Origin of the sequence: Paraburkholderia sp. FT54 (assembly GCF_031585635.1) — a bacterium.
Taxonomy (GTDB): domain Bacteria; phylum Pseudomonadota; class Gammaproteobacteria; order Burkholderiales; family Burkholderiaceae; genus Paraburkholderia.
The window spans coordinates 110645-125592 of sequence record NZ_CP134198.1; the positions used below are offsets into that span (position 1 = coordinate 110645).

The 14948-nt window shown below is 60.4% G+C and carries 11 protein-coding genes and 3 pseudogenes; 9 read left to right on the top strand and 5 right to left on the bottom strand.

What is annotated here, in order from left to right:
- The first annotated feature begins 1 nt into the window (after position 1).
- Positions 2 to 1588 (top strand): amino acid ABC transporter permease/ATP-binding protein, encoded by a 1587-nt coding sequence (locus RI103_RS37520; protein ID WP_310819670.1) that lies wholly within the window; start codon positions 2 to 4, stop codon positions 1586 to 1588.
- Positions 1589 to 1620: 32 nt separating this feature from the next.
- The gene (locus RI103_RS37525) at positions 1621 to 2862 is read left to right on the top strand and encodes an acetamidase/formamidase family protein (protein ID WP_310819671.1); all 1242 of its coding nucleotides are present in this window, start codon (positions 1621 to 1623) and stop codon (positions 2860 to 2862) included.
- A 9-nt stretch (positions 2863 to 2871) separates the two neighbouring features.
- Here the strand turns inward: RI103_RS37525 and RI103_RS37530 are convergent, their stop codons facing one another.
- On the bottom strand, positions 2872 to 5289 hold the full coding sequence (locus tag RI103_RS37530) for an acetamidase/formamidase family protein (protein ID WP_409077095.1): 2418 nt from the start codon (positions 5287 to 5289) through the stop codon (positions 2872 to 2874).
- 117 nt (positions 5290 to 5406) lie between these two features.
- Between RI103_RS37530 and RI103_RS39855 the strand changes: the two genes are divergently transcribed.
- Both RI103_RS39855 and RI103_RS37540 read left to right on the top strand, forming a co-directional pair.
- Positions 5407 to 5637: a hypothetical protein gene (locus tag RI103_RS39855; RefSeq protein WP_409077103.1), complete on the top strand. Its 231-nt coding sequence runs from the start codon at positions 5407 to 5409 to the stop codon at positions 5635 to 5637.
- A gap of 211 nt (positions 5638 to 5848) precedes the next feature.
- Positions 5849 to 6361: pseudogene (locus RI103_RS37540) on the top strand (IS6 family transposase); the annotation flags it as partial.
- Positions 6362 to 6418: 57 nt separating this feature from the next.
- On the opposite strand, the pseudogene RI103_RS37545 reads toward RI103_RS37540, so the two are convergent.
- The 3 genes and pseudogenes from RI103_RS37545 to RI103_RS37555 form a co-directional block, all read right to left on the bottom strand.
- A pseudogene (locus tag RI103_RS37545) lies at positions 6419 to 7330 on the bottom strand (IS1182 family transposase); the annotation flags it as partial.
- 201 nt (positions 7331 to 7531) lie between these two features.
- Entirely contained in the window at positions 7532 to 8476 is a 945-nt protein-coding gene (locus tag RI103_RS37550; protein ID WP_409077089.1) for a winged helix-turn-helix domain-containing protein, read from the bottom strand.
- 148 nt (positions 8477 to 8624) lie between these two features.
- The gene (locus tag RI103_RS37555; RefSeq protein ID WP_310819673.1) at positions 8625 to 8981 is read right to left on the bottom strand and encodes a hypothetical protein; all 357 of its coding nucleotides are present in this window, start codon (positions 8979 to 8981) and stop codon (positions 8625 to 8627) included.
- Between the two features lie 221 nt (positions 8982 to 9202).
- Between RI103_RS37555 and RI103_RS37560 the strand changes: the two genes are divergently transcribed.
- Both RI103_RS37560 and RI103_RS37565 read left to right on the top strand, forming a co-directional pair.
- Complete coding sequence (locus RI103_RS37560; RefSeq protein ID WP_310819674.1) at positions 9203 to 9724, top strand: hypothetical protein; 522 nt, start codon at positions 9203 to 9205, stop codon at positions 9722 to 9724.
- Between the two features lie 17 nt (positions 9725 to 9741).
- Positions 9742 to 10465 (top strand): annotated as a pseudogene (locus RI103_RS37565) (IS6 family transposase).
- A 76-nt stretch (positions 10466 to 10541) separates the two neighbouring features.
- Here RI103_RS37565 and RI103_RS37570 read toward each other — a convergent pair.
- Positions 10542 to 11570 carry a bile acid:sodium symporter family protein gene (locus RI103_RS37570; RefSeq protein ID WP_310819675.1) on the bottom strand — a complete coding sequence of 343 codons (1029 nt, stop codon included), beginning with the start codon at positions 11568 to 11570 and terminating at the stop codon, positions 10542 to 10544.
- Between the two features lie 907 nt (positions 11571 to 12477).
- Here RI103_RS37570 and RI103_RS37575 point away from each other — a divergent pair.
- Genes RI103_RS37575 through RI103_RS37585 form a run of 3 tightly spaced genes read left to right on the top strand, consistent with a single transcriptional unit; the run spans position 12478 to position 14935 of the window.
- On the top strand, positions 12478 to 13161 hold the full coding sequence (locus tag RI103_RS37575) for an ABC transporter ATP-binding protein (protein WP_409077090.1): 684 nt from the start codon (positions 12478 to 12480) through the stop codon (positions 13159 to 13161).
- Positions 13158 to 13976: an ABC transporter permease gene (locus RI103_RS37580; RefSeq protein ID WP_310819676.1), complete on the top strand. Its 819-nt coding sequence runs from the start codon at positions 13158 to 13160 to the stop codon at positions 13974 to 13976. Before RI103_RS37575 ends, RI103_RS37580 begins: the two co-directional genes overlap by 4 nt.
- Positions 13958 to 14935 carry an ABC transporter substrate-binding protein gene (locus RI103_RS37585; RefSeq protein WP_310819677.1) on the top strand — a complete coding sequence of 326 codons (978 nt, stop codon included), beginning with the start codon at positions 13958 to 13960 and terminating at the stop codon, positions 14933 to 14935. Before RI103_RS37580 ends, RI103_RS37585 begins: the two co-directional genes overlap by 19 nt.
- Positions 14936 to 14948 lie beyond the last annotated feature (13 nt).

Genomic DNA, 14948 nt, shown 5'->3' on the forward strand with positions numbered 1-14948 from the left:
AATGGCACTGTTTCTTCATTACCTGACGCTGGGGTACTTGCTCAGGGGTATCGAGTTCACCCTGGCCGCAACGGGCATCGGCCTCGCCGGTGGCCTCCTGCTCGGAGTGCTGCTTGCCGGGATGCAGCTCAGCCGCTTTCGTGTTGCTGCTGGGCTTGCGCGCGGATATTCCGTGGTGTTTCGCGGCACGCCGCTGATTTTGCAGATGGTGTTCTTCTACGATGCGCTGCCGTTTCTCGGCATCCGTTTGCCAGGCTTGCTGGCGGCGGGGGTTGCGCTGGCCTTCAATGAAGCGACTTTCATTGCGGAGATGCTGCGTGCAGGCGTGCTCGGAGTCGACCGTGGCCAACAGGTGGCGGGGCAGGCCCTCGGCATGACGCCGGGCGTGCTGATGCGCCGTGTCGTCGCGCCGCAGGCGTTGCGCGCCATGATCCCCGCGCTTGGCAACGAGGCGGTCACAACGTTGAAGAACTCGTCACTGGCGTCGGTAATCGCAGTGCAGGAGCTGACGTTGCGAAGCACGCAGTTGGCCTCGTCGACGTTCGACTTCTTTTCGATCTTCTTTGCCTCGGGGTTGATGTATCTCGTGCTTACGGGTCTGCTCGGCGTGCTGCAGGTCATGGTGGAGGCGCGTTTCGATCTCGACCGGCACGCCAGCGTACACGGTCTGGCCCGCTGGTTCCCGTTACGGCGCGCAGTGCGGTCCACCGGGACGCCAGTCGCGCCAGTGGCAATTGCGGAACCTGTCGAGGAAGTTGCGGCACCGTCCGCGAGCGCGCCGCAAGAGGCGGCCGCCGTACGGGCGGAACGAATCGCGCAAGCACCTATGGTCGTGCGCGTGAATGGATTGAGCAAGGTGTACGGTGCGCAAACCGTCCTGGCCGATCTGAACCTCACGGTGTCTGCGGGCGAAGTGGTGGCATTGCTTGGTCCAAGCGGTTCGGGAAAGAGCACGCTGTTGCGCTGCATTAACCACCTTGAAAACTGGGACGCCGGCCAGATTCACGTGCGAGGCAAGCGTCTGGGATATCGGGCCGACGGCCAGTTGATGGGGCCTGCGGATCTGGCTCGGGAGCGGGCAAGCCTTGGCGTGGGCATGGTGTTCCAGCAGTTCAATCTGTTCGCTCACCTGAGCGCGCGCGAAAACATTGCCGGTCCGCTGCGTTGGGTGCACGGATGGTCTCGGGAGAAGGCCGAGGCTCGGGCGCTCGAGTTGCTCGCGCGGGTCGGCCTGTCGCACCGTGCTGACGCGTTGCCGCGGCACATGTCGGGCGGCCAGCAGCAGCGCGTAGCGATCGCGCGCGCGCTTGCGCCCAATCCGAGCGTACTGCTGCTCGACGAGCCGACATCGGCGCTCGATCCGGAGCGGGTCAACGAGGTGCTCGATGTGATCGGCAAGCTGGCGCGTGAAGACGGGCTGACGATGATCATTTCGACCCATCAGTTGCGCTTTGCGGCAGAGGTGGCCGATCGGGTGGTCTTCCTTGCCGATGGCCGCATCCTCGAAAGCGGTCCGGCGAGGCAGGTCCTGGCCAGTCCCAAGCATCCGCAAACAGCGCGTTTCCTTAGTGTAACGACGGCCGAGTAGCAATGGGCCGTCCCTTATTGAAAGATTCGACTATGAAGCATCACACTTTGCGGGTTTCGCAGCAAACCGTGCACTGGGGCTATTTCAGCAAGGTCGTTGCGCCGGCGTTGACAGTGCGCTCCGGCGACCGCGTAACGATCGAGACGCTCACGCATCACGCCAACGACGACTACGAACGCATGATCGAAGGCGACCCGGGCGCCGAGTCGGTGTTTGCGTGGACACGTGAATACAAGGCGGTAGCGCGTCGCGGTGCTGGCCCAACAACCGGCATTTTCCAGTACGGCGAAGGCGAGGGCGTGGGGGTGCATCTGTTGACCGGCCCGGTCGCTATTGAAGGGGCGGAGCCAGGCGATGTTCTGGAAGTGCGTATCGTCGACGTGAAACCGCGGCCGAGCTGCAGTGCCTGTTTTACGGGCCGCTGCTTCGGCTCAAATGTAGCAGCTTCGTGGGGATTTCACTACCGGGATCTGATCGAAGAGCCGAAGCCACGCGAAGTCGTGACGATTTTCGAGCTTGATACTGCCGGCGAGCCGTATGCACGCGCAGTGTACAACTATGTATGGACGCCGCAGACCGACCCGGATGGTGTGGTCCATCCAAACATCGACTATCCGGGCGTGCGCGTCGACCATAAGCTCGTCACGAAGCGCGAGAACGTCCTGCGCGACGTCAAGGTGCCGGCGCGCCTGCATTTCGGAACGATGGGACTGGCGCCAGCGGAGGCGGACTATGTCAGCTCCACTCCGCCGAACTATACAGGCGGAAACATAGACGACTGGCGCGCCGGAAAAGGTGCACGCATGTACTACCCGGTCGCCGTGCCCGGCGCGTACTTCTCGGTTGGCGATCCGCACGCGGCACAAGGGGATAGCGAACTCGGCGGCACGGCAATCGAAACCTCATTGACCGGCGAGTTCGAATTCATCCTGCACAAGAAGCGCACGCTCGAAGGGACGATTCTGGAAGGTCTCGATCACCCGATGCTCGAGACCGACGAACTGTGGTCGATGTATGGTTTCACGTTCCCGAACTATCTGGCCTCGCTTGGGCCCGAAGGACAGACTACGGTTGCCGAGCACGCGTCGCTCGATCACGCGATGCGCGATGCGTTCCGCAAGTTACGCCGCTTCCTGATGCAGGTGCACAAGCTCAGCGAGGATGAGGCCATCGCGCTGCTTTCGGTTGCAGCCGATTTCGGTGTGACGCAGGTGGTTGACGCAAACTGGGGGGTGCACGGCTCGATTCGCAAGAGCGTGTTCGCCGAACGGTAAGCGGACTTGTCAGGCGGACGTGGCACCTCCATGACGTTGCCCGGCCGCCTGCATACGCGCGAGCCGTTGCCTGAACATCGACTTCCGGATGACTGCATGCACCCCCCAGTTGCCGTTGACGACCTGCGTTACGCCAAAGTCCACGGCAACGGATATCAACGAGATCGCTTCGTCTTCGTTGAAACCGAATGCGGTCATCAGAAAGCGCCGCGTCTTGCGAAACGCGTCGCGCATCGCCGAATCGAGCGATGAATTTTCGTAAATCAGGCTGCGCGCCCTGTCGCCCAGTTCTTTCAGATAGTTCGAATGCGAGAAACCTTGCAATACCCATTCGTCCGCCGTCTCTATGAGCGGGTAGTCGATATCGGCAAACGGTTCATCGGCGAGGTCTTCAGCCTTGTGCAGGATGATCTGGAATACCCCGGTGAGAGAGCACTCGATCGCTGTACCGCACAGTTCGCTGTCGCCTTGCGATGCATGAGGATCGCCGACCGAAAGCAGACCGCCTTCAGCGGCAACGCGCAGATAGAGCGTGGCACCTTTGGCGACGCGCCAGTTGTCGAGATTGCCGCCGAAGTGGGAAGGCGGAACCGAATCGACGAAGCCGGTTTCCGGCGGCGCCAGCGTAACCATGCCGAAATGCGGCCTCACCGGGATCGTCACGCCATCGAGCACGCCGTGATTCTCGACAATCGACGTGCGATCGACCGGGACACCCGGATAGTCGATCGTAGGATGCTCTACGCCATCCGGATCGCGCTGCGATGTCCAGCGATAGTTGTAGACCGCGTGAGCGCAATTCTGTCCTGCGCCGCAATTGACCTCGTAGATCGTCACGACTTCGCGTGGCTTCGGTTCATCGAGCAGATCTTCGTACTGAAAGCCCCACCAGGCCGCAACATTACTGCCGAAAGCGCGGCCCTCGTACTTCGCGTTGGCGGCCAGCCGCGGCGCAATGTCGAGGATGCGCACTTCGATCACGTCGCCGGGCTGGGCGCCGCTCACACCGATCGGACCTGTGCAAATGTGCACGCCGAAGCCCTCGCCGCTGCCGCGCCCGTATATCGACGCATTGGCCGGCCCGGCACCGCGGCGCGCGACTGCCTTGCGCTCGCGAGTCCAGTGAAACACGCCTTCGGCGCCAGAGTCGCCTTTGATCATGCGGTCGTAATCGTCGTACGCGTGCTGGGTCAAGGTTTCGATGGTGACGATGTCGCCGGAATCGATCGTCAGCACCGGCGCGATATCGCGGCTGAAATAACCCCAATGGATCGTTTCCGGCGTCGCCGGCAAATGATAGTGACGTCCGGAGGGCGCCGCCGTGGCGGCATGGTGGGGACGCCCGCGCAAGTGCGCACCGGTTGTGTCGTCTGGCGCGTCGGCGTTGCCCTTGAGCCCGACCGTATCGGCATGAGGCTCGAAATAGCCCGACGGCCAGCCGCGCTGAATGCGCTTGCGCAGTTTCTGTTCGCTGACCTCGGCAGCCTGCCGGCGGTATTGACGCGGTGACATTCCATAGCGATCACGAAAGGCGTGGCTGAAATGCGCGGCGTCGTTGAAGCCCCAGCGGAAGCAAATGTCGGAAATAGAGAGGTGACCGTATTGACGATTGAAGAGATCGGATCGGCAACGTTCGAGCCGGCGCTGGCGCAGGTAGGCGGTGAAAGTCTGGCCGGCACCTTCGAACAATTTCTGCACAAGTCGCGCCGACATGTTCTGGCTAGCCGCCACGGTAGCGAGCGACAAATCCGAATCGCTCAGCGCGTGCTCGATGAACTGGCAGACGCGGTGCAGTGCGGCGGCCTGTGTGTTGCTGATAGCCGGGCCGGCATTGCTGCCGCGGGTGGTGAGGCTGCTGGCCAGATAGTTGAAAAGCGAGTTCTCGACGCTGGCGACCTGACCGTCGTTCAACGTATCGAAGGCGTCGGCCAACCCCGACAACGTGCCGCCCAGCAGGCGGCCCAAACCAGCGCGCCCCGACAGATGCGCGGACGACAGCCCTCGGGCACCGGGCAGCCTTGCCTGGAGCGAAGCGCTGGGTAGCGAAATCTGGAACTGGCGAAAATCAGAGTGGAAAAGCAGATCAACCGTGCAATGTGCAGGCCCAAAAACGATATCACCGGGATTCAATTCCACCGAGCGCTCCCCGTCATGGAACATCCCGTGCCCAGTCTGGTGCAGAGCCAGCCAGATGCTGTCCTCGGTTTCCTCGATTGCGTGCACGCGCGCCAGGGTCTGCGGCGACGAGGCGATACGCACCATGCCGGCACCACGCGCGGTGCGCCTCGCGGTCAGTTGGCCGTACAACGGTACGGCGGTGGACGTTGCGACGGTCGGAGACAATCTGTGCGGCTTAAGCGCCTCCCGCCAGACGTGGGCCCGCTGATTGACTGGATACGATTCAGTTGTAAATTTCTCTATTTCCACTTCCAGACTCCTGACACCATGGCTTTTGAAAGCAATTGATGTGCCATTCATTCGCGCCATTCCGCTCCGCTCTGGTTTGGCTTGACTTGCTCTTATTTTCTGAAGGAGGCTTATCCCATGAAGCCGCTGTTCCACATGATTGCGGGCGCGCCGGATCCTGTTGCACCGTTTAGTCACGCTGTCGAATGCGACGGTTGGGTGTTTGTCACCGGGCAGATGCCTTTCACGGAAACATCGATCGACACCCCCACCCGCCAGTCCGACGTACTTCGTGACCACGCCCTTGGAAATGCCCAGCGACGCGGCGATCCGGTCGTGCGAGAAGCCACCGTCGAATTTAAGTCGTAAAACGTCCTTGATCATGCGCATGTTCATCCGGTGCGCGGGCATGCTCTCTCCGGCAAAAGCCGGCGAGCATAGCTCGCGTGATTGATGTCATGCGCAACGCCAATCCTGCCTTCCGGTCCGCTCGGTCACGTTCCCGAAATGCCCGGTCACGTTGCCGAAATCGCCGGTCATCATCCCGAAAAGGCCGGTCACGTTCGTCCGAAATACGCAGCCTGCGCTCGGCAAGACATTCGGACCGTGCAAGAAAAAGGTCGGTCGAAGCTGGAGAATGGATGAGACCTATATCAAGGTCAAGGGCGAATGGAAGTACTTGTATCGGGCCGTCGATAAGGCTGGCGACACAGTTGATTTCCTGTTCTGCGCCAAGCGAGACAAGGCAGCGGCCCGGCGCTATTTCGAAAAGGCGATCGGTGGAAACGGCGTACCGGAGACGGTGACGATCGACAAGAGCGGGGCGAATCTAGCAGGGCTAAATGCGATCAATGCTGATCGCGAAGTGCCGATCAAAATTCGACAATCGAAGTATCTGAACAACGTGGTGGAGCAGGACCATCGGGCGATCAAACGCATCGTACGACCAATGCTAGGATTCAAGAGCTTTCGTCGTGCCCGCATCATTTTAGGCGGCATCGAACTCATGCACATGATAGCGAAAGGGCAGATGAAGAGTGACGATGGACGGCATCGTTCAGTCGCTGAGCAGTTCTGCGATCTTGCAAAATAAGTATTCCTAATCGTTTAGCCCTGCTTCTTTCTAATTTCCTTACTGCGACAGAACCGGCCCACTGTAGTAGCCACGATCGGCGACGGCCCGCAGTCTGGTCTTACCCATCGCGTCGCGCGCAGCTTTTGCTATGGGGCTAAGCTGCGCCCGGTCACTGCCAGAGTTTGTGACCTCGTGAGCCACGATGAGGTGGTGTTTGGCGTCAACGGCCACCTGCACGTTGTAGCCCACCATTCCCGAGCCTTTGCCGCTCGTCGCCATGGAGCGCGCGTCGGGATCAGTCATCGAGAGTTGGCCATCAGGCTGCGTCTTGAGTTGCTGCTTGATCTGATCGAGGTTTCGCATCTGCTCGCGTAAGCGCGCGATCTTGTCCTGCAATCGGGTCGTCTTCGCTTCCAGCTCAGCGGGTTGCGTACGATCGGCAGTCTCCAGCGCGTTCAGATATCGCTGGATACTCTCCTCGATCTGCTTCTGGCGCTTGTCGACCTTACCCTCGGTGAAGTTGCGATCGCGCGTATTGACTGCCTTGAACTTGCTGCCGTCAATGGCGACCAGCGCTTGCGAGAACAGCTTCAGCTCACGGCACAGCATCACGAAGCGGCGACACACGTTGCGAATGCCGACGCCGTTGTCACGACGAAAGTCAGCTATGGTCTTGAAGTCCGGCGCCAGGCGGCCCGTCAGCCACATCAACTCAACATTGCGCTGGCATTCGCGCTCAAGACGCCGACTCGATTGCACCCGGTTCAGGTAGCCGTAGATATAGATCTTCAGCAGCACTGCTGGATGATAGGACGGGCGACCTGTAGTCGACGGCATTGCTCCATCGAAGCCCAGTGATGCAAGGTCAAGCTCTTCTACAAACGCCTCGATAATCCTGACCGGGTTGTCCTCTGCGACGAAGTCATCGAGACACTCCGGAAGCAGCGTCATCTGCTTGCGATCTTCACCTTCTATAAATCGCTTCATCCGGTCACCCATGCTGAATGAGTCGATCCAGTGTAGGCGATCGGCGTGTTTTCACACAAGCTCGACCCAGTCCCGCCGCATTACGACCACATCTGACCGGCTGGACCCTTCAGCAAAGCGGACATCTCGAAAGATGTTACAAGGCATCGACGCTGCCGCCACGATCAAACATGACGATGCGGCCAAGTTCAAAATTAACTGTCAGCTACGGCGTTTTGTAAGTAGATCTGCAACTCCGGCACGGATTGCGATCTTCAAGATATATCCGCGAGTGTAGTCGACGCCCGCCCGCTGGCGAATTACCGTGCGCAATCGCGCGTTTGTCCAAAAATCAGCAGCTATGCCGTGGAGGCGCGGTGATTCCTTGAGGGTAGCGGCGACCCATGCCAGCATTTCATCATTGATCGTAAGCCGCTTCTTCTCCGTGCGCTGCTTTGGCGGCCGCATCCTGTGCTCCAGACCGAGCTTTCCGACGATCCTTCTCACGTGGCCGTGTGAGTGGTACACGCCGAACTTTTCCTTGATCTCCTTCTGAACGTCCCCGGCTCTCCACAGTTCAGTCTCGTAACCGTATGTCGTCGGACTGCCTTCCAGTCGGCCGCGTAGCCAGTCAAGCTCTCGGGCGGAAAGAGTCGGCGCTCGCCCGGCTGGCGTCAGCCGTTCAATGGCGCCGGTTTGGCCAGCGCTCAACATAGAGCTGTATTTCCGGACCGTGGGCACGCCGATGTTGAGAGTTTTGGCCACGAGTTCGACACTGTCTCCATTCATCAGCATCTTCGCAGCGAGCATTCGGCGGGCAGCCCAGACGCCGCCCTGAGACTTCTGCGCCGTCTCGGGGGACGCCTTGTTTGACGGCGAATAGCCGAGCCGGTACGCAAGGCCATAACTCCGGACCAGGTGGCCAACATGCGAGGCCGAAAACCGGACGCCTAGGCGCTGAAAGATCACCTCGCGCAGCTGGCTTATGGTCCAGGTCGGTCCCGGATAGCCGTGAAGGCCGGGGGAGTGTTTGATCGCGCTGACGAGCCAGCTCTGCGCAGCATCATCCAGTCGCGGGGCGCCGCCGTTGACGCGAAGGCGAGCAAAGGCCTCGTGGCCACCCGTCTCGATCAGGTTCTTGTATTTGCTCACGGTTGGAAGGCTCAACCGAGCTTTCCTTGATACTTCGCTGATCCCTTCGCCTCTCAGCAGAAGTTCAAATGCGAGAGCCCTTCGTTCCGGGAGGGGAAGATCGTCTAATTGTTCGCCCATCGCCTCGTGCGCAAATCAATGATTGTTATGGCATCGAAGTCTGTCAACGCCCCGACTTCAACTCGCTCTTGCAAGCAGTAGAGATCGGTTGGACACGTGGCGCGCGATAGTTCAGACGCCATCCACCCGTGAATAGTTGCGCAAGTGAATCCGAATCTGCGAATCCTGGCAACCCGGCAAAACCAGTTGCCACCTTTACCGACTGGGCGCCAAGGTACACGCGGTCCAGCCAGTCCACTTGAGCGCTGTTGCCGTTTGCCCAGATGTTCAGCAACTCAACGGCATGGTCGGTTCGAAGCCAACCGCCGGTGCGTACTCGCGCAACCAGCTGCCCCACCACAAGATAGCAGAGCAGTTCCGCGCGTACTTCGTCGTCAAAGTTGCTTCCATTGACTGTCATTGGCTCGTAGCGACTAGATGTTGCGGTGCACAGAGTCTACAACGGTCAGGCAACCTAGGTCGAGGCGACCGATTGTGATCGGACAGCTAGACGATCGGCAAGGTTCGCCATGAAGAGACAACCGAAACGTCTCTGCGAACGAACACACCGCATTTTTTGCTCTGAATATTCCGCAAACGATTGCTTATACTCTGTCCACCTCTTTCTCGGAGGTGCATCGTATGCGGCAGGAATGGCTTGAATATCTCCAGCGACTTGACTGGAACACGCCGGTGATTTTGGCGCTGGCGTCAGGGGCCGTCGGCTCTGTCATAACGCTCGCGTGGATCTCGGCAAGGGATGCCAGGGAGCGCAAGCGTCAGCGACGCGACACTGGATTGGAGCTTGCGTTGTCGTTGGAAAGCTACGCTCGAACCTGTCGGACAATGATGCATAAGGCCGCTTGGGCGGCATCGGAGCCGGTCGGCCCGATGAGCCGCGAAGCCAGCAAGGGCGTGTCCATTCCCGTCTTTGCCTATCCGGACAAGCTTCAGTGGCACGTCCTGAGCCGCAAGGTTATCTCCGAGCTGCGCGAGTACCTGGCAACCGTGTACGCCGTCCGGGAGTATTTGGAAGCGTTCCGCGAATTCGGTGAGCCGATCGACGTCTGTGGCCAGGTTGAGTATGAATGTGCAAGGGCTGCAATGGCAACGGTAGCACTGGCTGTGTCGCAACAAGGCTCTGCGGTAAAATTCGCGGTTTGATACTGACGGCGAATCCGATGGCCAGGAAGAAGAAAACGGCGCGCAAGACACTTCCCGCAGACATTGGCAAGGTGCTCAAACGCCTGCACTATCCACTAGATATGATCCTGCTGTGTGTGCGGTGGTACGTGGCGTATTCGCTGAGCCTGCGCAACCTCGAGGAAATAATAGCCGAGCGGGGTATCGAGGTTGACCATTCGACGGTGCATCGCTGGGTGATCAAACTCGCGCCGCTGTTTGAAAAGGCATTTTCGCCGTCGCAAGCGCCCGGCGGGCAGGAGCTGGCGTGTAGATGAGACCTACGTTAAGGTCAAGGGCCAATGAAAATTTCTGTACCGCGCCGTCGACAAGGCGGGCAACACGGTTGATTTCCTGCTGCGCGCCCATCGCGACAAGGCCGCATCGCACCGCTACTTCAAGAAAGCGATTGGACAGAACGGCGAGCCCGAGACGATCACGGTGGACGAGAGCGGCGCCAATCTGGCCGCCCTCGAAACGCTCAACACCGGGCGATCAACACCGATCAAAGTCCGGCAAAACAAATACCTGAACAACATCGTCGAGCAGGACCACCGCGCCATCAAACGGATCATCAGACCGACGATGGGCTTCAAGGATTTTCGCTGCGCGCGCATCATCCTTTCCGGCATCGAGATTGCGCACATGATTCGTAAAGGGCAGATGCATGATGATGGCGTCGCTGCGACTGCTGCCGATCAATTCTATTCTCTCGCGATGTAGGCAGTCCTCTTCATTGCGGGCGTTTGCTCACCCCACCTTCGTTTAACGCGACACTACCGTTTTGCCGCTGGCAAAATTAGCGAACATCAACGGCGGCAGGTTCGCTCGCGGCCTGCGGCTTGGCTTCACCACGCGTGTTGCGTGTATGCCAGCGCTGGGCGAGGACGGCGCAGACCATCAACTGGATCTGGTGGAACAGCATCAGCGGCAGCACGACGGCCCCGACCGTGGGGCCCGAGAAGAGCACCTTCGCCATCGATATGCCCGAAGCCAGGCCTTTTTTCGACCCGCAGAACACAATCGCAACCTGGTCTTCCTTGCTGAATCCGAGCCGCTTGGCGGTAAAGCCCGTGACCAGCAGCGCCACCATCAGCAGCACGGCGTCGACCACAACCAGGCCGCCGAGTGCCGCCACGGGTGTCCGGTGCCACAAGCCCTCGTTCACGGCCTCGCTAAAAGCCGTGTAGACGATGAGCAGGATCGAGCCTTGATCGACATACCGCAGCAACGGCATACCGCGTTCGAGCGAAGCGGAGATCCACGGCCGCAGCAACTGGCCTGCGATGAACGGCATGAGGATCTGCAGCACGATATCCCAGATGCCATTCAGCGACGCGCTCGAGCCCGCGTTCTGCTTCGTAAGCGTGACGCTCACGAGCAGCGGCGTGATGAAAATCCCAATCAGGCTGGAGGCCGACGCGCTGCACACGGCAGCCGGCACGTTGCCTTTGGCGATCGACGTGAAGGCGATCGACGATTGCACGGTGGAAGGCAGCGTGCACAGGAACAGGACGCCCATGTACAGTGCCGGCGTGACGAGCGGCGCCAGTACCGGCCTCAGCGCGAGACCGAGCAGCGGAAACAGCACAAACGTGCTGAGAACGACGACAAGGTGCAGTCGCCAATGCCTCGCACCGTCCACGATTGCTCCGCGCGGCAGCTTGGCGCCATGCAGGAAGAACAGCAGGCCAATTGCAATGTTTGCGATCAGGTTGACGGAGACGGCGGTGTGCCCGCGGCAGGGCAGCAAGCTGGCGACGATCACAGTGACGACGAGCGCCAGCGTGAAGTTGCCGGGCAATCGTTTGGGTTTGGCTCGAGGCATGGGTTTCACACGGTGCAACTTCGGAGAGGACAAAACCGACACTTTCTATACACGTGCGCTAAAAAACCAATTCATGTGGACGGGCGTTAGGATCGCATAGAACATCGCGAATGTCAGCATGCTGCTGGTGTTACACGGCCGTTATCATAAGCTGGCTGCGCGCAAGGTGGAGGGGGCAAGTGGCATTTGGGTCACTTGCAGCGGGATTGAGTATGACGGCGTTGGGCGATGTTCCGTTATGCGAGCAGAAGCGAAATCGCGTCCCGTCGAGTCGCCATGCTGGGTCGTCTCGTCATAAGTCGCTCCTGCAGATCCCCGCCCTGTGTGAACGGTGATCAGCCCGCGTCGTGATCAGTTGAGCTCCTTCGGAGCCACCCCGACCTTCGGCGGGTGGGTTCGGCAGGCACGGAAGATGGCCGGTTGCGCAGATGGCCGGGCAGCAGATCGGCAAGCGCGGCGCGCGGAGACATCGATCCAGGATGATGTTTGTCAGGTCCTTGGTCCCGAAAAAATGCTTGCCTGCGCCGCGTTGTCGCACTTGCGCCCGGCAAGGCGTCCTGTTTTTTTGATTCGTTGGCGTCTTTTTTTGAAGTGTGCATTATGCATTATCCCTGATGCACAGTTTTCCGTGTCGGCGCCGCACCGGTCTTTGAGGACCGCAGCGGCGAGGGCAAGAAGGAGGGTGGTCTTGCTGCATCACGCTTGCAAAATGCGTTTCTTCCAAGGATGTCTGTCCATGAGTTCACCTAATTTTTCTTCGCCGCGCCGGGCAAAGGTCTCAACGCCTGCGGCCAGGCGCAGTGAGCGCTTGCGGGCTTGCGAGCTGAGTCATGCCTTCCAGACCGCCGACGGCGACAGCGTGCCCATTTTCGATAGGCTGGATTTCAGCGTCGGTAGTGGCGAAATCGTGTCGATCGTCGGGCGCAGCGGGGCCGGCAAGAGCACGCTCTTCAATCTCATTTCGGGGCTGCTCACGCCGCAGTCCGGGCGCGTGGAAGTCGGCCGACGCGCCGATGGCGGCGAGGGGCGCATCGCCTACATGCTGCAAAAGGACTTGCTGCTGCCATGGCGCACGGTGCTGGAAAACGCGGTGCTGGGCATCGAGCTTTACCGCAAAGTTCGGCGCGAGGACATCGAACGCGCGAGACAAATGCTGGCGCGTTACGGCCTCGATTCCTTCGCCGACGCGCATCCGCACGCGCTTTCGGGCGGCATGCGCCAGCGCGTAGCGCTCACCCGCACGCTGCTCGTCGATCCGACGCTCGTGCTCCTCGATGAGCCGTTTTCGGCGCTCGACTACGAAACCCGCCTGACGCTGGAGGACGACGTCATGGAATTGCGCAAGCAGAACGGCACCAGCGTAATTCTGGTGACGCACGACATCGAGGAGGCAATCGCGATGAGCGACCGCGTCATTCTCCTTGGCGGACGCCCGGCGTGCATCGAGGACAACATCGACGTTCGACTCTCCACCTCGGGGCCCCGCACGGCGGTATCGGCGCGCGAAGCGCCAGAGTTCCGTGCCTACCACGCGCGCATCTGGAGCGGATTGCGCGGACACTCAATCCAGCACGCGGGAGCCTCGGCATGAGCGATGTCGCGATCTCACCAACGGTCACGAGCAAACGCGCAGCAAGCGGCCGCTCCAAAACGCTTGGCACGACCGGCATTGTCGTCGCGATCGTCGTCGTGATTGTGGCCGCCTGGCAATTGGCGGTTACGCTTGGCTGGGTCAACGGCCGCCTTTTCGGCTCGCCCGAGGGAATCTACCGGGCTGCGGTGCTGGGCCTCTCGCCGCAGGGCACACTCGTCCCAGACACGCTGGCGACGCTTTTCGAAACGCTGATGGGCCTCGTGGTCGGCAGCGGACTCGGTATCGGCCTCGGGCTGCTGCTCTGGTTCGTGCCGAGGGTCTCAGGCGTGGCCGAAGGTCTGTCGGTCATTCTGAACAGCATTCCGAAGATTGCGCTCGGTCCGCTGATTGTCATCTGGTTCGGCTCGGACATGGCCTCGAAGATCTGGCTCGCCGGCATCTCCACCTTCGCTGTCGCGATGATTTCCGCGTGCGCCGCGGCGCGCGAGGTGGATCAGGACCTGCTGAATCTGTTCCGCTCGTTCAAGGCGAAGCCGGGCATGATCTTCAGCAAACTGATCGTACCTAGCGCACTGCCGTGGATCTTCTCGACACTGCGCGTGAACATCGGCTTCGCGCTGATCGGCTCGGTGGTGGGCGAATACATCGCTTCGCAGGTGGGAGTGGGTCACGAAGTGTTCGTCGCTGGCTCTTTGTTTGACCTCAATACTGTTTGGCTGGGCATTATCGTTCTCACATTGATGGCATCGATTCTGAGCTGGATTGTTCAATTTACGGAAGCAAAGGTGATTACATGGAAAAGAAAACGGTGAAGTTTCTGGGCACTTGCCTTGTGGCGGCAGTCGCCGCTTCCGGGGCCCGCATGGCGGTTGCTGCCGAGCCGGTAGTCGTCTATCAGGCCTTTCAGTCGATTCAGTATCTGCCGCTTTACGTGGCGCTCGACAAAGGTTTGTTTGCAAAGAACGGTCTCACGGTGCAGAAAGTGACGGCCGGCGGCGGCGCAGCCGGAGTGGCTGCGGTGATCGGCGGTCACGCGGACTTTTCGCTGCAGGACCCGATGACGGCGATGCTTGCCAACCTCAAGGGCGCGTCGCTCGTCAATGTGGCGAACGTGGTTGCAGGCGTGCCCGTCTGGATCATCGCGCCGCCGGCCTCGTCGGTTAAGGAGGTGTCCGATCTGGCCGGCAGGAGCGTGGCCACTGCGCTACCGCCGACGACGAGTACGTATCTGCTGCAGCGCCTCGTTAGCGAGCGAAAGCTCGCTAACGTGAAGCTCGATACCGTGCAGATCGGCACGGAGCTCGCACCGGTCAGCGCGGGGCGCGACGAAGCGGCGGCGCTTTACGAGCCACAGGTCGATACCGGGCTGTCACAGGGATACCGGATCGTCTACGGGTTCCCCAGGGCCTATCCGGGCGGCTATGTATTCTCCAGCATGGACACGCTCGCTTCCACGATCAAAGCCAAGCCACAGATGGTCGCTGCGTTCGTGAAATCGATCGGCGAGGCCGAGGCGCTGATCCAGCATTCGCCCGATACGGCGAAGGCTGTTGCGCGGACCGAGTTTCCGACGCTTGACCCGAAGGTGGTCGACAGCGCCGTACAGCGCATGATCGACCAGGAGATCTTCGCAGCGACACCCGAGATTTCCGAGCAGGCGTTCCGTAACGCGCTGGCCCTGCAGGAGTCCCTCGGCAACATCAAGCCGGGCAGCGTGACATATGCCGGCGCGGTGGACAATTCGTTTGCGGCGGCAGCAGCGCGCAAATAGGCACGGGAACGTG

Bases quoted from the DNA above. Each gene is read 5' to 3' on its own strand.
- RI103_RS37560 (WP_310819674.1), top strand. From the start codon at position 9,203: ATGCGGCAGGAATGGCTTGAATATCTCCAGCGACTTGACTGGAACACG.
- RI103_RS39855 (WP_409077103.1), top strand. From the start codon at position 5,407: ATGAAGCCGCTGTTCCACATGATTGCGGGCGCGCCGGATCCTGTTGCA.
- RI103_RS37580 (WP_310819676.1), top strand. From the start codon at position 13,158: ATGAGCGATGTCGCGATCTCACCAACGGTCACGAGCAAACGCGCAGCA.
- RI103_RS37570 (WP_310819675.1), bottom strand. From the start codon at position 11,570: ATGCCTCGAGCCAAACCCAAACGATTGCCCGGCAACTTCACGCTGGCG.
- RI103_RS37555 (WP_310819673.1), bottom strand. From the start codon at position 8,981: ATGACAGTCAATGGAAGCAACTTTGACGACGAAGTACGCGCGGAACTG.
- RI103_RS37525 (WP_310819671.1), top strand. From the start codon at position 1,621: ATGAAGCATCACACTTTGCGGGTTTCGCAGCAAACCGTGCACTGGGGC.
- RI103_RS37520 (WP_310819670.1), top strand. From the start codon at position 2: ATGGCACTGTTTCTTCATTACCTGACGCTGGGGTACTTGCTCAGGGGT.
- RI103_RS37585 (WP_310819677.1), top strand. From the start codon at position 13,958: ATGGAAAAGAAAACGGTGAAGTTTCTGGGCACTTGCCTTGTGGCGGCA.